The 21,364-nt window shown below is 49.1% G+C and carries 28 protein-coding genes; all 28 read left to right on the top strand.

What is annotated here, in order from left to right; translation table 11 throughout:
* Positions 1–239 precede the first annotated feature (239 nt).
* Positions 240–512 (top strand): PDDEXK family nuclease, encoded by a 273-nt coding sequence (locus tag Q0V21_RS18825; RefSeq protein WP_301880076.1) that lies wholly within the window; start codon positions 240–242, stop codon positions 510–512.
* Positions 494–1,882 (top strand): DEAD/DEAH box helicase, encoded by a 1,389-nt coding sequence (locus Q0V21_RS18820; RefSeq protein ID WP_301880075.1) that lies wholly within the window; start codon positions 494–496, stop codon positions 1,880–1,882. Before Q0V21_RS18825 ends, Q0V21_RS18820 begins: the two co-directional genes overlap by 19 nt.
* Positions 1,883–2,347: a sigma-70 family RNA polymerase sigma factor gene (locus tag Q0V21_RS18815; protein ID WP_301880074.1), complete on the top strand. Its 465-nt coding sequence runs from the start codon at positions 1,883–1,885 to the stop codon at positions 2,345–2,347.
* A gap of 157 nt (positions 2,348–2,504) precedes the next feature.
* Positions 2,505–2,846: a hypothetical protein gene (locus tag Q0V21_RS18810; RefSeq protein WP_301880073.1), complete on the top strand. Its 342-nt coding sequence runs from the start codon at positions 2,505–2,507 to the stop codon at positions 2,844–2,846.
* 62 nt (positions 2,847–2,908) lie between these two features.
* Entirely contained in the window at positions 2,909–3,706 is a 798-nt protein-coding gene (locus tag Q0V21_RS18805; RefSeq protein WP_301880072.1) for a terminase small subunit, read from the top strand.
* Entirely contained in the window at positions 3,696–5,033 is a 1,338-nt protein-coding gene (locus tag Q0V21_RS18800; RefSeq protein WP_301880070.1) for a phage terminase large subunit, read from the top strand. Before Q0V21_RS18805 ends, Q0V21_RS18800 begins: the two co-directional genes overlap by 11 nt.
* Before the next feature lie 111 nt (positions 5,034–5,144).
* On the top strand, positions 5,145–6,644 hold the full coding sequence (locus Q0V21_RS18795; RefSeq protein WP_301880068.1) for a capsid protein: 1,500 nt from the start codon (positions 5,145–5,147) through the stop codon (positions 6,642–6,644).
* The gene (locus tag Q0V21_RS18790) at positions 6,641–7,756 is read left to right on the top strand and encodes a phage minor capsid protein (protein ID WP_301880067.1); all 1,116 of its coding nucleotides are present in this window, start codon (positions 6,641–6,643) and stop codon (positions 7,754–7,756) included. The genes Q0V21_RS18795 and Q0V21_RS18790 overlap by 4 nt, the downstream gene beginning before the upstream one ends.
* Before the next feature lie 106 nt (positions 7,757–7,862).
* A complete protein-coding gene (locus Q0V21_RS18785; protein WP_301880066.1) occupies positions 7,863–8,450 on the top strand; it encodes a phage scaffolding protein in 588 nt (195 codons plus the stop codon).
* Between the two features lie 30 nt (positions 8,451–8,480).
* Positions 8,481–9,434 (top strand): major capsid protein, encoded by a 954-nt coding sequence (locus Q0V21_RS18780; protein ID WP_301880065.1) that lies wholly within the window; start codon positions 8,481–8,483, stop codon positions 9,432–9,434.
* Between the two features lie 12 nt (positions 9,435–9,446).
* Entirely contained in the window at positions 9,447–9,662 is a 216-nt protein-coding gene (locus Q0V21_RS18775) for a hypothetical protein (RefSeq protein ID WP_301880064.1), read from the top strand.
* The gene (locus Q0V21_RS18770) at positions 9,662–9,976 is read left to right on the top strand and encodes a hypothetical protein (RefSeq protein WP_301880063.1); all 315 of its coding nucleotides are present in this window, start codon (positions 9,662–9,664) and stop codon (positions 9,974–9,976) included. Before Q0V21_RS18775 ends, Q0V21_RS18770 begins: the two co-directional genes overlap by 1 nt.
* A 4-nt stretch (positions 9,977–9,980) precedes the next feature.
* Positions 9,981–10,346, top strand: coding sequence for a head-tail connector protein (locus tag Q0V21_RS18765; RefSeq protein WP_301880062.1), 366 nt, complete (start codon positions 9,981–9,983; stop codon positions 10,344–10,346).
* Positions 10,346–10,672, top strand: a complete 327-nt coding sequence (locus Q0V21_RS18760; protein WP_222215888.1) for a hypothetical protein — start codon at positions 10,346–10,348, stop codon at positions 10,670–10,672. Before Q0V21_RS18765 ends, Q0V21_RS18760 begins: the two co-directional genes overlap by 1 nt.
* Position 10,673: 1 nt before the next feature.
* A complete protein-coding gene (locus Q0V21_RS18755) occupies positions 10,674–11,060 on the top strand; it encodes a hypothetical protein (protein ID WP_301880060.1) in 387 nt (128 codons plus the stop codon).
* Entirely contained in the window at positions 11,057–11,446 is a 390-nt protein-coding gene (locus tag Q0V21_RS18750) for a minor capsid protein (RefSeq protein ID WP_301880059.1), read from the top strand. Before Q0V21_RS18755 ends, Q0V21_RS18750 begins: the two co-directional genes overlap by 4 nt.
* A gap of 9 nt (positions 11,447–11,455) precedes the next feature.
* Positions 11,456–11,908, top strand: coding sequence for a phage tail tube protein (locus Q0V21_RS18745; protein WP_301880057.1), 453 nt, complete (start codon positions 11,456–11,458; stop codon positions 11,906–11,908).
* Between the two features lie 25 nt (positions 11,909–11,933).
* Positions 11,934–12,245: a hypothetical protein gene (locus Q0V21_RS18740; RefSeq protein WP_105597973.1), complete on the top strand. Its 312-nt coding sequence runs from the start codon at positions 11,934–11,936 to the stop codon at positions 12,243–12,245.
* Positions 12,214–12,579 (top strand): Gp15 family bacteriophage protein, encoded by a 366-nt coding sequence (locus tag Q0V21_RS18735; RefSeq protein ID WP_301880052.1) that lies wholly within the window; start codon positions 12,214–12,216, stop codon positions 12,577–12,579. The genes Q0V21_RS18740 and Q0V21_RS18735 overlap by 32 nt, the downstream gene beginning before the upstream one ends.
* Positions 12,580–15,600: a phage tail protein gene (locus tag Q0V21_RS18730; protein ID WP_301880051.1), complete on the top strand. Its 3,021-nt coding sequence runs from the start codon at positions 12,580–12,582 to the stop codon at positions 15,598–15,600.
* A gap of 12 nt (positions 15,601–15,612) precedes the next feature.
* Entirely contained in the window at positions 15,613–15,972 is a 360-nt protein-coding gene (locus Q0V21_RS18725; RefSeq protein ID WP_301880050.1) for a DUF6711 family protein, read from the top strand.
* A gap of 4 nt (positions 15,973–15,976) precedes the next feature.
* Positions 15,977–18,028 carry a hypothetical protein gene (locus Q0V21_RS18720; RefSeq protein ID WP_301880049.1) on the top strand — a complete coding sequence of 684 codons (2,052 nt, stop codon included), beginning with the start codon at positions 15,977–15,979 and terminating at the stop codon, positions 18,026–18,028.
* Between the two features lie 43 nt (positions 18,029–18,071).
* Positions 18,072–18,632 (top strand): stalk domain-containing protein, encoded by a 561-nt coding sequence (locus Q0V21_RS18715; RefSeq protein WP_301880048.1) that lies wholly within the window; start codon positions 18,072–18,074, stop codon positions 18,630–18,632.
* Positions 18,633–18,674: 42 nt separating this feature from the next.
* Entirely contained in the window at positions 18,675–18,944 is a 270-nt protein-coding gene (locus tag Q0V21_RS18710) for a hypothetical protein (RefSeq protein ID WP_301880047.1), read from the top strand.
* On the top strand, positions 18,937–19,098 hold the full coding sequence (locus Q0V21_RS18705; RefSeq protein ID WP_301880046.1) for a hypothetical protein: 162 nt from the start codon (positions 18,937–18,939) through the stop codon (positions 19,096–19,098). Before Q0V21_RS18710 ends, Q0V21_RS18705 begins: the two co-directional genes overlap by 8 nt.
* Positions 19,088–19,306: a hypothetical protein gene (locus tag Q0V21_RS18700; RefSeq protein ID WP_301880045.1), complete on the top strand. Its 219-nt coding sequence runs from the start codon at positions 19,088–19,090 to the stop codon at positions 19,304–19,306. The genes Q0V21_RS18705 and Q0V21_RS18700 overlap by 11 nt, the downstream gene beginning before the upstream one ends.
* Positions 19,260–21,029, top strand: a complete 1,770-nt coding sequence (locus Q0V21_RS18695; protein WP_301878327.1) for a tail fiber protein — start codon at positions 19,260–19,262, stop codon at positions 21,027–21,029. Before Q0V21_RS18700 ends, Q0V21_RS18695 begins: the two co-directional genes overlap by 47 nt.
* Entirely contained in the window at positions 21,026–21,340 is a 315-nt protein-coding gene (locus Q0V21_RS18690; protein ID WP_301878326.1) for a hypothetical protein, read from the top strand. Before Q0V21_RS18695 ends, Q0V21_RS18690 begins: the two co-directional genes overlap by 4 nt.
* Positions 21,341–21,364: the final 24 nt, after the last annotated feature.

The following is a 21,364-nucleotide window of genomic DNA, read 5'->3' as shown; positions in this document are numbered from 1 at the left end:
AATGTGACAGATTTTCAAGTGTCAACATGAGTGTCAACACAACTGTCAACGTCCAAAACCCTTGCTATATATACTTTTATTATACTTTGTTGACACTGTTGACAGTTATCTAGTTAAAGATAAAAAACAAATAGAATATAGAGAATATAGAAATTAAATAACGCCTAACACGCCTAAATACTAGAAAGTTACGTACGTACACCCGTGTACGCGTAACACAGACTGAGGAGGGTTGTCAAGTGAAAGAGAGCCAAATTGAATCATATTTACGAGATAAGATAAAAGCCCTTGGCGGCATTGCCTATAAATTCGTATCGCCTGGTAACTCGGGAGTGCCTGATCGGATGGTACTGCTTCCTGAAGGCCGAACCGTATTCGTGGAGCTGAAGGCCCCAGGTAAGAAACCCACCAAGCTGCAGCAGGTGCAACATAAGCGGATGCAGGCTTTGGGCCATGAGGTACGGGTGATCGACAGCAGAGAGCAGGTGGACGCATGGCTGCAGGAGCTTTGAGCGTAGAGCGTAAGAAGTTTATCCCGCATGATTATCAGCGGTATTGCATTAACCGGCTTTTGACAGATGATGCCCTTGGACTGTTTCTGGATCTGGGTCTAGGGAAAACCGTGATCACCTTGACGGCCGTTAACGACCTGAAGTACAACCGATTCGCGGTCAGCCGGACTTTGGTCATTGCACCCAAGAAGGTGGCAGAAGCTACCTGGGGGAACGAGGCGGCCAAGTGGCAGCACCTGAAGCATATGCGTATCATTACCGTTTTGGGTACCGCACAGCAGCGGATCAAGGCGCTGAACACACCAGGAGATGTATGGGTGATCAACCGGGATAACGTGGCATGGCTTGTGGAGTATTACCGGAATGCCTGGCCTTTTGACATGGTGGTATTGGACGAGTTGTCCAGTTTTAAGAATCACAAGGCTAATCGATTCAAGGTACTGACATGGGTACGGCCGCATATTAAGCGGATTGTGGGCCTAACCGGTACCCCAGCACCGAACGGGCTGCTTGACCTGTGGGCCCAGGTGAATCTATTGGATCAGGGGAAACGTCTGGAGAAGAACATCACGGGGTACCGTGTAAAGTATTTTGAGAAGAATTACAACGGCCACGGCTACACCGCAAAGCCTGGTGCAGATGATGTGATTCAGCGACAGATTGCTGATCTATGTATCAGCATGAAGGCCGAGGATTATATTGAGCTACCGGATAGTATCATGAACGTTATTCCCGTTGTCCTGGATGCGAAAGCCCAGAAGCAGTACAACCAACTGGAGAAGGAGCTGCTTCTGGAGATCGATGACGGGACAGAGATCACGGCAACCAGTGCGGCAGTGTTATCGGGTAAGTTACTGCAGCTGTGTAACGGTGCCTTGTACGATGAGAACAGGCAGGTCTTTGAGATCCACGATAACAAGGTGGAAGCCTTCATGGAGCTGGTGGAACAGCTTAACGGGAAATCGGCTTTGGTGTTTTACAGCTTCCAGCATGACCTGACTCGGATCAAGAAGGCGCTGGAGAAAACCAGCTTACGGATCCGGGAGCTAAAGACGCCGCAGGACCAACTGGATTGGAATGCCGGCAAGGTGGATATTCTGCTTGCACATCCCGCCAGTGCAGCCTACGGCCTTAATCTGCAGGACGGGGGGAACCACGTGGTGTGGTTCGGCCTGAACTGGAGCCTGGAATTGTATCAGCAAGCGAACGGCCGTCTGCATAGGCAGGGCCAGAAGCAGAAGGTTATCCTGCACCACCTGGTGGTTCAAGGTGGAGCTGACGAAGACGTGATGAAAGCCCTGGAAGGTAAGGCTGCCACGCAGGACAAGCTTCTGGACGCATTGAAAGCAAGAATAGAGAGGGTGAAATAGATGTCAACAACGACCAAAGCAACGTGGATTGAGACACTGATCAGTCAATATTCAACGGATTCCCGAGCACTGGACAATTACCGGAAGAGTCTGGATCTGAACGATCCCCAAGAGAAAGAGGAGGCCGGCACGGTCTCTGAAATGCTGTCCGACATGAGATATGCCCTGACGTGGTTAAAACGCGGGAGACGGCCAGGCAGCCGCCGTGGCGTCGAGATTACCGACGTGTATCGGCAAAGGGAAATCTATATCAAGCTGTCCGGGCAGGAGATCACCGATGCTGAACGGCTGCGTCTGGTGGATGCGTTACTTGCCTTGAGTGACAGAGAGCGAACATGCTTTCTGCTTCATATGGCACAAGGCTTGACGCTTTTGGAGATTTCGTCTAAACTAGGCTTAAGTAAGAGAACGGTTCAGGACTATGTGGACCGGGCTAAAGACAAGATTTCAAAAGAATTTTTGTGATCTTGCCGTACGGACTGCCGTACGTCGTGCCGTACAACATGTACACCATAAGTCTGTCTATAACAGGGCTCTCCATTGCGGAGGGCTCTTTTTTGTGTCCTTCCTCCTGAGTTGGTATAATATAGTCCTTCACACAAATTCAAGGGGGAATGAGAGAATGTCAGTACAAGCAACGAGTGAATGGATCTGTGACAAATGCGGGAATCCTATCGAAGAAGCAAGACTAGGGTGGTTCGAATGGTACAGTGATAGCGAGGATGTCCAAACTGGTTTTAGAATTGTCCATCATGATCAAAAATGTATGTACAATGAGACTCAACTTTTTCAAGAAGGAAAGAGTCTTAAAGATATGCACTTAGACCATTTCACTAGTCCAGAAGGGCTTCTTCATTTGTTGGAGATTCTTGAACGTCCAGGAGTTAAAGATAAATCTGAAGTATCAGAACTCATAAAAAGAATCCATGTGCCAGGTTATGAGAATGAGAGATTTGAAGATTAAGCATCCTTCGGGGTGCTTTTTCTTTTACATACGAATACATTAGCGGAGGTGGTGAAGATGAATTGACGCCGAATTGGGAAGAGATTAGACGATTGTTTGAGACAAGCAATTTAACGCTGAAGGAGCTTGCTGAGCAATACGGCATCAAGGATTCAACGATCCGTAGCCGTAAGAACCGAGAGAACTGGCAACGAGGAGCCGCGACGCAACGCAACGTTGCAACGTTGCAACACGCAGCGCCGAAAGTCTCAGAGGACAGCCAGCTGACGGACAAGCAACGCATTTTCATCATGGAGTACCTGAGAGACTTCAATATCACACGCGCAGCTATGGCAGCAGGCTACAGCAAACGTTCAGCGCATGTGGTTGGATGGGAGACGCTAAGAAATCCTAAAGTGCATGCGGAGATCCAGCGACATAAGGAAATGTATACCGAGGCGCTTGGCTTGGATATCCAACGGATCATTGCTGAATACATGAAAATTGCCTTTGCGGATATCACGGATTTCGTGGATTTTGGTCGCAAGGAAATAACCGTTGGCCAGGATGGAGAGGGCCAGCCGATCACGCAGCAAATCAACTTCGTCGATTTCAAGAATGCGGACGACGTGGACGGGGCGATTGTCAGTGAAATCAAGATAGGCAAGAGCGGGACCACCGTTAAGCTTGCTGACAAGATGGAAGCCCTGAAGATGCTGGATCGGTACGCTGGATACATGACAGAGGAGCAGAAAGCCCGTGTTGCTGTGCTGAAATCGAAGGTTCCAGACAAAGACGGCTTCAATCCAAGCGCTCAGATCGTGGCTTTGGCTGATATGATTAATAATCCGGTAGCTGAACGGGTGATGGATGATGACTGAGGCCGCACTGATCCCGTATGCGCCGTTTAATCAAAAACAGGCAAGCTATATTGCCCGAAGTAAACACGCCTGGCTGAACGTAGCTGAGGGTGGTAAGCGGGCCGGAAAAAACATCATTAACCTGATTGCCTATGCCATGTGTTTGGAGGTTCATCCGGACAAGCTGCATCTGGTTGCAGGTGTTTCCTTGGCTGCTGCGAAGATGAACGCTATTGACTCGAACGGCTTTGGGCTTCAGCACCTATTTGCGGGGCGTTGCCGTGAGGGAGAATACAAGAACCGGGACGCACTGTATATTCAGACCAAGACCGGGGAGAAAGTAGTCATTATCGCGGGTGGTGGTAAAGCCAATGACGCTGCCCGGATCAAAGGTAACTCGTATGGTACGGTGTACATCACTGAGGTCAATGAGTGCCATCAGTCGTTTGTGCAGGAGGTATTTGACCGGACACTGGCGAGTACCTTCAGGCAGCTCTTTTTTGACCTTAACCCTAAACCTCCCTCTCACTGGTTCTACCGTGACATTCTGGATTACCAGGACGAGCTGCTGAAGCTTGGAGAGAATACCGGATACAATTACGAACACTTTACCGTGTTTGATAACCTGTCTATCCCTAACGACCGTCTCAAGACCACGCTATCCACGTATGACAAAGGCAGCCTATGGTATCAAGCTGATATTTTGGGTAAGCGAACAGCGGCCACAGGGCGGATCTACACGGGATACACTAAGCCGGCAGTTGTTGTTACTCGTAAGGATATTAAGGATTTCCGATTTATTGAGTTCTCCATAGGTATCGATATTGGGGGTACAGACGCCACGGTGGCAACGCTGACTGGATTCACGCCAAGGTATAAAGATGTCATCCTACTGGACGGCTATTACCATAAGCAGGGCAAGGAGTCTGGATATACGCATGACCGGTACGCCAAGGAAGTCGTGAATAAGATCGTCGAATGGTCGGAAACCTATCCGGCCTTTTTGTCATGCGCTCATATCTTTGCTGAATCTGCTGACAAACTGTTCCGGCAGGCGCTGGCTAATGAGTTAAAGCGGCGGGGGATACACATTCCAGTTGTGCCTGCTTACAAGAAAGAGGGCATCGTGGACCGGATCCGGCTCACAACTATTCTCATCAACCAAGGCAGATACAAGGTGATGGCCCATCTAAAGCAGTGGCAGGAAGCCCTAGAGAATGCGACATGGGATGAGAAGGAGCGCCAGAAAGGCGAATGGGTCCGGACGGATGACGGCAGTTACCCGGTTGACTGCTTGGATAGTAGTGAATATGCCGTGCAGCCGTTCAAACGCAGACTGGAGGTATGAGGATGTTCAAGGCAGATGGACAGTGTAAGGATTGCCTATTTTTGCGTCTTTGCAAGGCTGTTGAATTACCGCATTGCGATGGAGCTTATGCAGTAGATAGGAGTGGTGAGAGTGGGGTGGTTTCAGAATATGGTCATGAAGATATTGAGGATTCAACCAGCACCGGATAATAAGACGTTTACCATTCGGGAGCCGTACGGATATCAGACCAATGTGTTGCGGAACCAGCTGTGGTATAGAGGCGATGCGTCCGAGCTGGATCAGTTCTACAAGCAGGCTGCATTCGACAGTGTGAGTAAAGCACGTTTTTGGGCTGCCGTGCCAAGTGAGGATATGTCGATCCGCAAGATCCATTCCGGATTACCGGCTATGATTGCGGATCGATTGGCGGATATCGTTGTTGCAGATTTGGATAGTATTCAGCTACAGAACGAGCAGGCAACGAAGCAGTGGGAAGAGATCGCCAAGGATAACGACTTTGAGGAGCTGCTGCCAGAATCGGTATCAGGTGCATTGGTAACAGGTGACGGGGCGTTCAAGATTTCGATTGATCCGGATGTGAGCCAGTACCCGCTGATTGAGTTTTACAGCGGAGATCAGGTCGAGTACAGGCGAAAGCGTGGCAGGCTCCATGAGGTTGTTTTCTATACAGACTACCGGGTGAAGGAAAAGGACTACCGCCTAGAAGAGGTGTTTGGGCGTGGTTACGTTCACGCCCGTCTGCTGGATGCCTATGGAAAAGATGTTCCGCTGAACACGCTGCCGGATACAGCTAGCCTGATTCCGGAAATTACGTATGATGGGAAGTTCCTGATGGCCGTTCCGCTGATGGTGTTCAAATCGACGAAATGGCCAGGGCGCGGGAAATCGATTTTCGAAACAAAGGGGGACAACTTCGATGCATTGGACGAGGTAGTCAGCCAGTGGGTCGATGCGATCCGATCAGGGCGAGTGAAACAGTACATTCCGGAGGACATGGTCCCAAGGGATTCGAATACAGGGGCACCGTTACGGCCAAACCCGTTCGATAACCAGTTCATCAAGCTGTCAGTTCCTTTGGCTGAGGAAGCTAAAGGCCTGATTAACCTGGTGCAACCGCAGATCCTGTATGAGGCGTTTGTTGAGTCTTATGCAAGTGTCTTGGATATGTGTCTGCAAGGGGTTGTATCTCCAAGCACGCTAGGCATCGACCTGAAGAAGACAGACAACGCTGAAGCGCAGCGCGAGAAGGAAAAGGCAACGCTATACACACGCGGGAAGATTGTTGACCGGCTGAACGAGGTCATTCCTGAGCTAGTGGAAACTGTCCTGAAGGTCTATGACACGCTGCAGAAGAAGCAGCCTGGTGAATATGAGGCGTCCGTCAAGTTTGGTGAGTATGCTGCCCCAGACTTTGGCAGCGTGGTTGAGACAGTGGGTAAGGCCAGGACGTTTGGCGTGATGAGCATCGAGAGAGCCCTGGAAGAGATGTACGGCGACACCTGGACTGATGAGGAGAAGGCAGAAGAGGCTAAACGCCTGAAGGATGAGCAGAACATCACCTTTGATGAACCGTCTCTGAAACGGGATGACCCACCAGATCCAGAAGACGATGAAGTTGATGAGACATGAAGAAGAAATATGACATCCGCCAGATCTTCAGCGACATGGAAATGGATCTGATCAAGTCCATGCAGCGTAACCTTCAGCGTCACAAGGATGACGAGGAACGAGAGGGCAAGGAGTGGGAGCAGTGGCAACAACGCAAGCTGGAGGATATCCAGCGTTACCGTAAGGAGACACGTCAGATATCCAAGAAGTATGAACCAGAAGTGAAGAAGGCCGCAGAGGAAGAGGTTAAAGGCTCCTGGCGGCGCGGGGCTGATCGGGTAAAAAGTACGGTAAAGAGCCTGTGGAACAAGATCACGGGCAAAAAGCCGGATGTTGAGCCTGAGGATGGTTCAGATCGTAGCTTCTTCAGGATCAATGAGAAGCGGGTTAACGCTCTCGCAGATGCAGCAGAGAACAATCTGCAATTAGCCCGCCACGCCATGCTGAGGCAAGCAGATGACGTGTACAGACAGACCATCTACAAGTCCCAGGTTTACCTGAACAGTGGAGCTGCTTCGCTTAACCAGGCTATTGACCGGGCTACTAAGGATTTTCTTGAAAAGGGCTTCGACTCCATCACCTATGCCAACGGTCGAAGGGTGAATGTGGCCAGTTATGCGGAAATGGCGTTGCGTACATCTTCCCAGCGAGCTGTATTTGCTGGTGAAGGAGCCAAGCGGGATCAGCTCGGTATCCGTACTGTGGTGATATCGTCACATGCTAACTGTTCCAAGCTGTGCCTGCCATATCAGGGCAAAGTGTTCATTGACGACGTTTATTCAGGCGGGACCGTTGCTGATGGCAAGTATCCGCTTCTGAGTACCGCCATTGCTGCTGGTTTGTTCCATCCGAACTGTCGTCATAACATGACTACGTTCATTGTGGGGACCAGCTCACTGCCTAAGCCGGCTGATGATGAAAAAGCTTTGGCCAACTACCAGGCTGAGCAGCGGCAGCGCTACATGGAACGCCAGATACGTAAGTACAAGCGCCTGGAAGCGGGCAGTGTGGATGAAGGAAATCAGGCGAATTACAAGGCCAAGGTTAGACAGTGGCAAGCCCAATTGCGGATTCACCTGAAGGAACATGATTACTTACGTAGAGATCCCAAACGGGAGAAGATAAGAGTTTGAAGGCCCTAGCTGAGACTGCTGGGGCCTATTGCTCGTTGACCGGAGCATAACGGTCCGCTCCCTTAGCTGGAGAGCAGCTATATAAATCTATGGAGGCTGATGACAAATGGATTGGCTCAGAGAACTGTTGAAACAAGCAGGTTGGGAAGATGTAAAGATCGATGCATTTATTGGAGATGTGAATAAGGAGTTACCGAAGCACTTTGTACCTAAATCGCAGTACAACGAGTTATCCGAGATTAGGAAGAAGCTGGAGAAGGACGTTACAGATCGTGATAAACAGATTGATGATCTGGGCAAAACTGCGGGACTATCAGAGGATCTGAAACAACAGATCGAGACACTGAAAACCGAGAACCAGACTGCCAAGACACAATATGAATCCGATCTGAAGGAAGTCAAAATCAGCAACGCCATTACGGCTGCTTTAACCGGCAAGGTTCATAACGAAAAAGTTGTAACAGGTCTGATCGATAAGACGAAGCTGGTTCTTGGAGACGATGGCAAGATTGTTGGTCTTGATGAGCAGCTGACCGGATTGAAAACATCTGATGCCTATCTGTTCAAGGAAGAGGAGAACAAAGAAGCAGGCGGAGGAGCTGGAGGTTTCAAACTTGGCGGTGGCGGGAATCCGAATCCACCAGGAGCGGCTGTATCCTTAAAAGATGCGATTTCGTCCCATTTCCAAAAATAAATAAGCAATTAAAACAAGGAGTGATTTTACATGGCAATTACATTAAGCGAAGCAAAGAAAAACGTACAGGACGCGATTACACTGGGCGTTATCGATGAATTTCGGAAAAATAACTTTCTGTTGGACAATATGACTTTTGACGATGCGGTATCCCCAACAGGCGGCGGTGCTACATTAACCTATGGCTATACACGAGCGATTACGCAGCCAACAGCTCAGTTCCGGGCAGTTAACAGTGAATACACTAACCACGAGACGAAGAAACAACGTTACACAGTTGACCTGAAAGTATTCGGCGGTGCGTTTGGTATTGACCGTGTTATTGCAGGCATGGGCGGAATCGTGAGTGAAACGGAATTCCAGATGCAGCAGAAGATCAAGGCGGCTAAGGCTCTGTTCAACGATACGGTAATCAATGGTGACAGCGCTGTGGATGATGAAGTATTTGACGGGTTGGACAAAGCCTTGACTGGATCCAGCACTGAATACAATCCTTCTGCAGCGATTGACCTTTCCACTTCCGCTGCAGTCGATTCCAACTATAAATCGTTCTTGGACCAGCTGGACGAGTTCTTAATGGGGTTGGACGGAGAGCCTTCAGCGATCATGGGGAACCTGAAAATGATCGCACGGATCAGAGCCGTTGCTCGTCGCTCTGGTATGTACATGGCGAAGCAGGATGAGTTCGGAAAACAAGTCGAGTATTACGGCACAACCCCGCTCGTGGATCTCGGAGCGAAATCCGGATCGAATGATCCTGTTGTTGGTACGAATGCATCCGGCGAAACTTCGCTGTACATTGTGCGTCTTGGCTTGGATGGATTCCACGGAGTATCGATGGCGGGTCAACCACCAGTACGTACCTGGTTGCCTGATTTCACAACTCCAGGTGCAGTGAAACAGGGCGAGGTCGAGATGGTTTCCGCTGTTGCGTTGAAAGCAACGAAAGCAGCCGGGGTTATGCGTAAGATCAAAGTTCAGTAAGGAGGGGCTAGGATGAAGTATAAAGACGATATCCCAAACGGGTATGTGAACGGGTACTTTGTAGGCGTACGCCAGGGCAGTCCAACACCGGACGCCTTGGAACCTACAGCTGACGGTTACGAGGTTCCACGAGGCACTGAGCGTATCGGTACAGTAACGCCGGATGCCTTGGAACCGAATTATCCGGAACCGGCAACGGATGATCCGGAAGAGGGAGGCGGCGCTTGATGGCTAAGGTAATTGCACCAAACGAACAGTACACAGGGTTGTCTGCAAGTGTCATGTTTATTAATGGCATTGGGGAAACGGACAACGAGCATTTGCTGCAGTGGTTTGAGGGGAAGGGCTACACGGTGGATCGATCGGAACCGGATCCAGATCCGCAGACAGATGAGGTTGCAAAGGCCGCTGAGCTTGAGAAGAAAGAGGCAGAGAAGCGGTTGAAGGCTCTGCGTAAGAAAGCAACGGATCTCGGGATCGAGGGCGCAGCAGAGAAAGACGCTGAAACGCTTGAGGCTGAGATTGCTGAAACTGGGAAGTGATCCTATGGCTTATGCCACAGCTGATGAGTATGAACTGTATGGGGACGGCATGATCCCGGCTGAGGACTTGAATAAGGCTCTTAGTCGGGCATCCGACCAAATAGACAGCCTGACCTATAATCGCATCGTACAACGCAAACTAGAAGGTCTGACAGCCTTTCAGCGGGGGAACGTGGTTAAGGCAGTGTGCCAACAAGCCGATTTCCAGTTCCAATATGGGGATTACTTGGACTTCCCACTCTCTGGATACTCGGCAGGCAGCGTCAGCGTGTCATTTAAGGCCGTTGATGGACCCGGAGGGGTTAAGACTACCGAAGGTGTAACAAGCCTGCTGAGAGCCACAGGGCTGATGAATAGGGGGCTACGTTGATGCGGGGTAAGTTTCCGTTTCCACATTGGATATTGAAGACACCGGTTCAAGTGTTTCACACCAAGCTGTCAGAGGATGGGGAGCCTGTCGAAGAATTGATCTTTGACGGGCTTGCCTGTTATGACGAGAAGATGCGTCAGAAGCTGGATAAGGAGCGCCGATTGGTCACGCTATCCGGTAAGGTGATCATCCGGGGCGATATCCTGCCAGGAGAATTGATTGAGGGCTTTGTCCGGGTTGGCGGTACTGATCGGATCATATTCAGCGCTTCAAGGCCGCAACATCCAGACGGCAGCGTCTTTTCTACGGAATTGGAGCTGAGTTGATATGAAGGTTAAAGTGACGATGGATCCCCGGGCAATGCGGGAACTTGCAAATGCCCCGATCAAGGCGCTTGAAGTCGTAGCGAACGGGAAGGAACAGAGCATCTTGACCGAGATTGCCAATGCTCAGGTTGTGCCGAAGCAAACAGGTGAGCTTGAGCGAAGCGCTTGGGTAGACAAAACAGGGCTGAAAAAGGGCCAGGTGAAGATTGTCTATGACACCCCGTATGCACGCCGTCTATATTGGCACCCAGAATACAACTTCCGCAGGGATAAGAACGCTAACGCCCAAGGGTTGTGGCTGGAAGCTTGGCAACAAGAGCAGAAGGGTTGGATACGTAAGACGTTTGAAAAACTGATCAAGAAGTTCGGGGGTGGATTCATCAAATGATGCTGTCCGAGATTAGGGATTGGCTGAAAACGCAGATCGATTCCCCAAATTGGTACATTGGCAAGATCGACGGCAAGAAGGAACAGTCCGTTGGGGTTTACAACCTGAATACCGGACAACCTTACATTGCTATCGGAGGTCTGCCAAATACCAGCTATGCCAGCAAGTCCATATCAATCCTGGTTCACTGGTCAAAGAATGCAGATACAGCGGAGCGTAAGGCCCATGAGGTCTATGCTGCGCTATTTGGTCGTTCTGATGGCGAGATAGCAGGGCACCGTGTCATTGCTTTTGAGATGCGGACACCATGGCCTATTGATGTTGGTACCGATGATGCAGGGATATACGAATACGTGATTGAGACAACGATTTATTACGAGAGGTAGGGGATTTTAATGCCGACAACTGGCGTTTTTCCGGTTCATAACAATATTTTCAAAGTAGGTATCAAGGGTCGAGCTTCCACAGATTCAGAGTTGGTGATGATCAAGGATTTAGAAAACTTTGCTCCAGCCATCGACGGCAATACGGAAGAATGGAGTTCGATGGATCAGGGCGGCTGGACCAGACGTGCAGTAACGGGTAAATCCTTATCGTTCAGCTTTAGTGGTAAAAGAAACTACGGTGATCCAGGTAACGATTATGTTGCAGGTTTGCTGCTTGAAACAGGGCAGGGTGTGGAAACCATCTTTGAATGGACGATGCCTTCCGGTGCGAAGCTGACCATGAATTGCGTCATTAACCTGACCACGCCAGCGGGTGGCGATTCGACCAACATTGACGGTCTGGAATTCGAGCTGCTGTCTGATGGTAAGCCTGATTTTGAGAAAGCACCAACTACACCATAATTGATAAACCAAGGGGGATTTACCAATGTCAAAAGTTATTAATATCACAGATAAGTTTTCTACAGAATTGCCGTCCATTCAGATCGGTGAAAAACTGTATCCTGTCAACAACGGTATTTCAGCTATGATGGCGTTTGAAGAAGCGGCAACAGGCGGCTTGACTGGTATTTTGAAAGCCTTGGAAGGCGCGTTTGGCAAAAAGGCATATAAGGAAATGGATGTCGAGGGAATGAGCATGGGAAATATCATGGTTCTGGCATCGGCAGTTCTTGCGGCGATGATGAACATCACCTATGAGGAAGCGAATGCGCGATTTCAGCGGGAAGTCCAGTCCTGACGGCTGGTATGACCTGTACGAAGATTGGGGGCTAATTGAATCCAGTCTTGCCAAACAATACGGTATCCGCATACGCCAACACGGGGATATGGCTTGGGAAGAGTTCTGTACATTAGTCGGCGGCCTTATGCCGGATACACCGCTGGGAAGCATTGTATCAATCCGGGCAGAGCAAGATCCCAAGACCATTAAGGGGTTCAACGCAGATCAGCGCCGCATCTATAACGATTGGCGTAAACGGCAGTCATATAAACAATTGGAAGACCCTCAGAAGTATGCACAGGACATGAAGAGTCTGGAAGCCATTATGGACCGGGCGTTTGGGGGTGGGTAGATGTCCAGCGCAGGACGGGTAGATTTAGACCTAGGGCTCAATTATGGGCCGTTTCAAAGTCAGCTTAACGGAATCGCTGGCACAGCTACCAACCTTGTCGGTGGGGCATTCCGCAAACTGGGCGGGATCGTTGCCGCTGCTTTTGCTGTAAATGGTATAAAGGAATTCAGTAAAGAGGCCATCAACTTGGCGTCCGACTTGGCTGAGGTCCAGAACGTGGTGAACGTTACGTTCGGTGCCATGACTAGCCAGATTAACAACTGGTCAACTAACCTGATTGACAGCTTTGGTTTGTCGGAACTGGCAGGGAAGAAATATGCATCCACCATGGGTGCCATGCTCAAGTCATCCGGTATCTCTGGTGAAGCCATGAAACAGATGTCCGTTAATTTGACGGAATTATCTGCTGACATGGCTTCTTTTTATAACATCACGAATGACGAAGCGTATTACAAAGTGTTCTCTGGTATGGTCGGTGAGACTGAGCCGCTGAAGCAATTGGGTGTAAACATGTCCGTGGTCAACATGGAAGCCTACGCGATGTCACAGGGCATCACGAAATCATGGCTATCCATGACCCAGTCTGAACAAGCCATGCTTCGTTACGGATACTTGCTACAGGTAACAGCCGATGCTCAGGGCGACTTTGCCCGTAATGGTCAGAGCTGGGCGAACCAAATTAGAATCATGGGCGAACAGTGGAACATCTTTAAAGGCACGATGGGTGCTGGCTTTATCAACATTTTGGCACCGATCGTAAAGGGGCTCAATTGGGTCATTGCCAAGCTGCAGATTGCAGCAGCCTATTTCAAGGCATTTACGGAACTTGTCTTTGGTGACGCCGTGAACGCTGGTGGCGCAGGAATGACAGTGGCCACCGATGCAATGGGCGGGATGGGTGATGCAGCAGCGGCCGCAGCTCCTGCTGTAGAAGATACAGGCAAAGCGGCTGAGAAGGCAGGCAAGAAGGCCAAGAAGGCCGGGAAAGACATGAAGGGCAGTCTGGCCGGATTTGATCAGCTCAATACCCTTGCTCAATCCGCGGCGTCCGCTCTGGATGATGCAGGTTCTAAAGCTGCTGGAGCTGGCAAAGGAATAGGCGGGGGCTTGGGCGGTTTGGCTGGGTTTGGTGACCTGGACTTGGGAACACCATCAATCGAGATCGATCCAATCAAACAACAGGTTGCTGCATTCTTGGAAGATGTAAAATCCCGATTCTCAAAAGCCTGGGCGTATATCTCTTCGGGCTGGGGCGAAATGCGGCCGGCATTGCAACCGTTCATTGATATGATGGTGCCTATTCGTCAATCGGTATCCAATATGGGCAAGACGTTCTTGGATCTGAAAGACAAGGTACTTGTTCCGGTGGCTAAGTACATTTTGGGTGACTTCATTCCGGCCATCGTCACAGGCTTTGTTAAATCGTTTGCTCCTGTCATTGCGAAGCAGATCGTATGGACATTTGATTTTCTTGACCGGACATTCCGGAATTCCACGGATCAATCCATTAAGCTGTGGGAAAACGTTTGGTTGCCAAGTCTGGAGAAGGTGAAGAACGCCTTTGTTACCAATATGCCGTTAATCGCGGCAGCCCTGCAAAGCCTACTGGATGGGACGTTGAACCCGTTCACGGATTTCATGATGAATGACTTTGCAATCCCGGTATCTACGGTGCTTGCTGAGACGCTGGTACCCATTTTCACAGATACACTGGTCTGGGCCATCGACACGTTCACTAAGACTTTCACGAATGCAGTCAACCACATCAACGATCTATGGGACAGCACACTTAATCCAGCGCTTGAGCAGTTCAGGGATTTGTTCTTGGACATCATTCCGCAGATCGGGAAATCATTTTCTGACTTGCTGAATGGTACGCTTAAACCTTTTGTGGATTATGCCTTGAATGACTTCATCATCCCGATTGCCGCGAAGATTATTGATACGCTGGTACCTGTGTTTGCAGACACGTTGGTTTGGGCTTTCAAGGAAGCAGCCAACACGTTTGAATGGGCCGTCAAGCTGATCAATGACATTTACAATACGGTACTCAAGCCTGTATTTGACTTGATCAAGAAAATTGTCTTGGACACGCTGGAGACGATTAAAGGTTTGTGGAACAAATATGGGGCTGAACTACTTGCGAAGCTGACGGAGTTTATGGAGAACACGCGCAAGCTGTTCCAGAAACTTTGGGACGACATCCTGAAACCGATCATAGAGCCGTTCCTCAAAAAGCTGAATGAAATTTGGGACGGCACGCTCAAGGGAATCATCAAGCAAGTGGGCGAGGTGGTCATGAAACTGGTTAACGCTGCATTGGACATCTATAACAAGTTCATTGTTCCGTTGATCAGTTATGTCATAGACAAACTGGCTCCAGGCTTCACCAAGGGCTTTAACATCATACTGAACATCGTCACAACGGTCATCGAAAGCGTAGGCGGCATCATCAAGGGGCTGCTGAAAACCCTTGGCGGCGTCATTGATTTTGTGGCGGGTGCTTTCACAGGTGACTGGAAGAAGGCATGGACAGGCGTAAAAGACATCTTTGGTGGGATATTCGATTCCTTGTACAGCTTGGTCAAAGCTCCATTGAACCTGATCATAGATGGCATTAACAAGGTCATCGAAGGATTCAACAGCTTGAGTGTAAGTATTCCGGAATTCGAGGTATTTGGGCAGAAAGTGGGCGGGGGTAACATCGGGGTACCGCAGATCCCGAAAATTCCGAAGCTGGCAAAAGGCGGTTTGGCCTACGGGCCTACGCTTGCCATGGTCGGGGATAACCGAGGGGCTTCCGTTGACCCAGAAGTCGTGTCGCCGTTGTCCAAGCTTCAAGACATGATCGGCGGGAACAATCAGCCGATGGTGGAAATCCTGCTCCTGATTCTGGACGCGATCCGAAACGGAGATAAACAGACCGTCATTCAGCTCAATGGTACGGAGCTGGGGCGTGCTACTGTGAGTGCAATAAACGACATTACAAGGCGTCAAGGCCGTTCACCATTAACGACATAGGAGGGATGCAGATTGGAAATCAAAATTAATGGTCAAGTGATTGCCGCTTATCCTTCATCGTACCAGGTGACGGTACTTGACTTGGATGACGCGAATTCATCCGTGCGTACTGCAAACGGAACCTTGAACCGGGACCGGATAGCAGTCAAACGGCAGATAGACATGACTTGGGGGATGCTAACCTGGGCAGAAATGTCCTCTATCCTTCAATCCATGTCCAATGTGTTTTTTGATTGCACTTTTCCAGATCCGATGACAGGGAAACACGAAACCAAACGGATGTATGTCGGCAATCGGCCTGCACCGTTTAGCGTCATGAGTGGCGGCGTCATGTACTGGAATGGTCTCAAATTGACGCTGACAGAGAGGTGACGAGATGTATCCAATATCGCCGCTCTACACGGATTATTTAAGACGGCCAGACCGGGAATTCATTGTTAAGGCTCTGGTAGGCAGTGAGGAATACGATAGCAGTAGAATCGTGGATTTCAGTATTGAGAACAGTTTGAGCCTGACCGATGGTTTCCAGATCGGGACGGCCATTCCTTCTAAACTGACAATCAAACTTCGAACAAATGAGATCATCCCGGCGAATGCACGTATCGTGCCGTACCTCTCCCTGTCTCTGGCTGGCCTGACGTGGCTAGAAGCACAGTACCCATGGCAAGACATGAATATCACTTGGACGGGCTCAGGGACGGACTGGTTGCCGCTGGGAGAGTTCTTTGTCGATGATCGGGAGAAGATCAATGATGTTTGGACGTACACCTGTTACGACAAGCTGGTTATGGCTGATGTGGCTTACGTGTCGTCCTTGACTTATCCCACCACACAAAGAGCGGTCTTCAATGAAATTTGCAACCGGCTTGGCTGGACGTATGACAGCAGCGTGGTGATTAATCCATCTTATCAGGTGCAGGCAGGGCCAGCAGGGTACACCATGCGTCAAGTGCTTGCCTACATCGCTTCCGCGAATAGCGCGAGTATTTTTATAGATAAGGCTGGCACGTTGAAATTCAAGCGGTTTACGGCTGCTGAAGAACCTGTATTTGAAATGACGACAGCGGATTATGTGGTTGCCAAAATGACCAATCCCGTTAAGTCATATAGCCGTGTAGTGGTTACGTACAACACCGAAGATGAGTTGCAATATGAAGCGGGTACCGGGGATGAGAATCACACCTTATACATCGAAAACCCGTTTATGACCCAATCGCAAGTAAACAATCTTCACGCAGCACTGAACGGCTTTGCATATCTTCCTTTGACGATGGAAGCGCGGGGGTATCCTCAGTTGGAACAAGGGGATGTCATCGGGTTTGTGCAGCAGGAAGGCAGTACCTGGATTGATACTGTGTCAACATGGGAAGATACCCAGATCCCATGGAATGGGCTTGTAGAGTACAAGTCAATCATCTTACACCAGGTGTTCAGTTTTGCAGGCGGCTTGAAGATGAGCCTGGAAGCACCGTCTGTGTCCGAACAGCGGAGCGAATTTGTGGTTGAAGGCAGTCTGACACAACAAGTAAACAAGCTGAATAAGGATGCCCTCAAGGAAGGCAAGTCTTATTATGGGACCACGATCACTCGTACTGAGGGATTGATCATTGAGCGGGAAGATCACAAGAGCAAGGTCATTCTGAACAGCGACAAGCTATCATTCCAGGCCGATGGTCAAGACAAATTGTACTTCGATCCGGTTGCAGGCAAATACAAATTCATAGGGACGCTGGAAGCTTCGGACGGTGTGTTCAGCGGTACAGTTTCCGGTGGGCGCATTGTAGGTGGCAGTATCCAGATAGGCAACTCATTTTCCGTCAACGAGTCCGGCCATATGGTTGCGGTTGGCGGGGAGTTTAGCGGTACGATCACGGCGGCAGTCATCACAGGGGGGCAGATCAATGGTGGTACAATCAACGGTTCAACCATCATTGGTTCTGTTCTGAAAACAGCTAACAGTGGCAGGCGCATTGAGATTGATACGGCTGGGTTCCGGTCCTACGATTCAAGTGGACGCAACAGGATACAGATGGCGACTACAGATGATTCTTTGGCCGCAGCTCTGATCTTTAGGGATGCAAACGGAACATCGGTGGGCGAGATCAATTCCTATTCAAACAGTGGCGTCCTGACCATGTATGGAAATAGCATCATAATTGGTTCGAACAATACAGGGAATCCAATCCGTATGCAAGGTGCTGTGACATTTGGAGGTGCTGCCACATTTAATTCTGGAGCTACTGGGTTAACCATTTCGAGCGTAACTGGTCTACAAGCACAGTTAACATCGTTGCAGTCTCAGATTTCCAGTTTGACATCTGCTTTCAATACTCACACTCATTCTGTAACTACCGCTCATCATAATCACGGTAATAATGCAAATAATCCGAATACTGGTGGTGGAACCTTTACGACATCGACCCCGTAATGTATCATATTAGGTAAAATGAACCAATTGCGGAGGTATAGACATGAAGAAGTTTGCACACAAAGTTGCATATATTGCTGGCGGTATCATTATCGGTGTAGTTTTTTCGACATCAGCAGGGGCTTTTGCTGATCAGGTAAAATCTCTTGTTGGTAAAAAGGTGACTGGTGAATACACGGTTATTGTGGATGGAAAAAAATTGTCGGACAAGGGAGCGGTTATTGATTCACGGGCAAACGTTCCAGCCCGCGCCTTATCCGAAGCTTTAGGAGCTGATGTGAAAGTGAGTGGTAAAACAATTACTATCACTTCTGAAAGTGAAGAGTCAGTCGTTACACAAGAACCATCGTCCGTATCAAATGCATACACTGGTAAGTCAAAAGCTTATCTTGAGTCAATGCAAAACGAATATAAGACAAAAATCATCCCGCCTATTGTAAAAGGTAGAGATGACGTCGTAAAAGGGTTGGAAGAAGTACGTAAAAGTAATAATGCAGAAGCAATAACGAAGTGGGAAAAATCCCTTGCTGAATATGACGCTGAAATAGCTAAGTCCGAAGCGGAGCTGAAACAAATAGACGAAGCGCTTGCTGCAATCAAATAATCCATAAATACAAACGAGAGTCCATTTCGGAGGGCTCTTTTTTTGTTGCCCAAAAAGGGGGATGATTTCTTGGAAGTGGACGGTATTACCTATAAAAGACCATTGGCGTGCTGCGGATACTGTGGCACGTCTGTTTTTGTTCTGCACAAGGATGTCCAGGCAAAGGAACAGATTTTTGAAAGCATTCTGAAATCCAAAGGGATTCCACCGCAGCCTGATCCGTTTCCTGAGCAGGAACCACGATGCGCTACTTGCGGCGAGGTTTGGACTCAATCTGATTTTACATTGAGGGAGGGTGAACAGCATGGATGAACAGCGTTTACGTGAGATTATCCGCGAGGAATTGATTGCCCATGATGATCAGACAAAAGCCGAGGTTATCACGATCCGCGTCAATGATGAGATGAAAGCAACTATGCTTGGAGTCATCAAAAATATGAAGTGGGGTGCACCAGGTGAAAGTTAAGAAAGTGCTTGAACTGTCCGTAGACGTGACTGACATTTTCCGTGAGAGTCCTTTGGTGATCCGGGCCATGGTGGATACATTGCCCACGCTGGATTCTCAGGTTGCATTCCTTCGGGCTATTCACCAGGATGTTGAAACATTATTGAAGGGAGTTGTTACGAATGGCGAACCGGTTCGCGAATCTGGAGGGCAGCAAAAAGATAAGTGAGGATTTCAATAACATTAACATCGGTTTTGATCGTGTGCAGGCTGAAATGGATACCAAAGGAACGCCAGCAGACGCCCAGGCTAAAGCTGATGCAGCTAAGGCGGCAGCCATTGCCGCTGCTGCTGCTGATCTGGCAGCTCACAAGGCACGCGGGGCAGATGAGCACCCGACAGCAAAAGGCAATGCCGCGGGGTTCATGAGTGCGGCTGACAAGCTGATAGTGGATGGCCGCACCAGCACTTCAACCCCTGACACGCTTATGCAACGTGACGCCGCAGGCCGCGCCAAGGTAGCCGCTCCAGCCGCAACGGATGACATTGCCCGCAAAGCTGAAACGGACGCCGTACAAGCCAATCTGGACAGCCATGCATCGGATACGAATATCCATGTAACAGCAGCGGACCACACAAAGCTAAATGGGATTGCTGCAGGAGCCGAGGTCAACCAGAACGCCTTTGCAGTAATCAATGATGTGGAAGCTTCCAGCAAATCCGATACTGTTACCTTTGTGGGCGGTGTCGGGATTACAGTTTCCACCAATCCAACAACAAAACAGGTGACCGTAACCGCAACAGGGGAAGCAACGCCGGGGGCTCATGCGATTACTCATCTTCCGGGAGGTACAGATGTCATTCCTGACGCAGTGACAGGTGGGTTATCAGGTCTTATGAGCGGAGCTGATGCCAAGTTTGTCCGGCAAGATGGGGAGAGCAAGACGGGGGCGCAGGCCAAGGCAGACGCAGCCGAACAGGCAGCTAATGAATACACGGATCAGAAGGTTGGGGAAATCGTCATTGATGATGCGTCCCTTACACAGAAAGGGATTGTGCAGCTCTCCAACGCTACCGAATCCGAAGAGGAAGGCGAAGCTGCTACACCTAAAGCCGTGAACACTGTTCGGCAGTTAGCTGCTGAGGATGCTACGGTTAAAGCCGATGCTGTGCAGGCAGAAGCTCAAACAGCTCTAGATAATCATGCAAATACTAGTGCAGCTAATAGTGAACCTCATGGGATGCGTATCCGATCAGGAAAACTGGAGTATTATGATGGATCGATCTGGACGGCCGCTTCATCGGGTATTGATTTAACAACTACTTTTATCACTTACAATGTGAATGCTTCTACGGGAAATGACAGCAATGATGGTCTAACTACTTCAACAGCATTTAAAACAATCAACAAGGCATTATCATTAATTCCCCCTATTTTTAATAACCCTTACACGATACACATAGCAGCTGGGACTTATGTCGAGGATATAAACATAGCCCATAAACAAGGTAATGGCTATATCGACATCATAGGACCCACCACTGGGTCTCCTGCCATCTTATCTGGGCGAGTCTCGCTAATGCGGGTGAGTATATCCGTCATATATATTAGGTACTTGACTATAAATGCTCCATCTAATGTGACAGCGATAGATTTAACATATGTAAAGTTAGCAAGAATTTCGAACTGTGTAATGACGACATCTAGCACTCAGAGTGGCATTACTATATCATTTTCTAATGCGTATCTAACGGCTAATACCATATCAAACAAGCAATCAATTGCAATATATTCATCTTCAATGTCGTACGTATTTTCAGATAATAACTCAGGAAGTGGAAATGGTATCGGATTAGGTTCTTATATCGGATCGACCATTGTTAAGTTAAGTGCACAACCTGGAGGGACAACAGCAGAAGCCGTTGTTCAAGGGGGGTTGATCAGATCATGAGAAATTTAATGGTTCATGGAGAAACATTCGAGGCACAGCGAATCGTTAAAACAGCGGATAGTATCGTCGGATACAACGACCAAACAGAAGTGTTCGCTTTTCGTGGCGTTTCTGATTTTACAGCTTTTGATATCGATGGGGAGTATGACGAGCCAACACCTGATATTTCGCAGGAAGTGAACCTCTTAAAGCAGCAACTCGAAGATTCCAAGGCCGAGAACCAGAGATTGTCCGCCGAGAGCAACGCGAATCAACTTGCACTCATGGAACTACACATGCTGCTGCTTAGTGTGCTACCTGATGAGGCGTAAACTTGCTAGGCTGCTGATCCGCTG

Source organism: Paenibacillus sp. 11B, assembly GCF_030487755.1.
Taxonomy (GTDB): Bacteria; Bacillota; Bacilli; order Paenibacillales; family Paenibacillaceae; genus Paenibacillus; species Paenibacillus vandeheii.
This window is presented reverse-complemented; position numbering and strand designations above follow the sequence as displayed.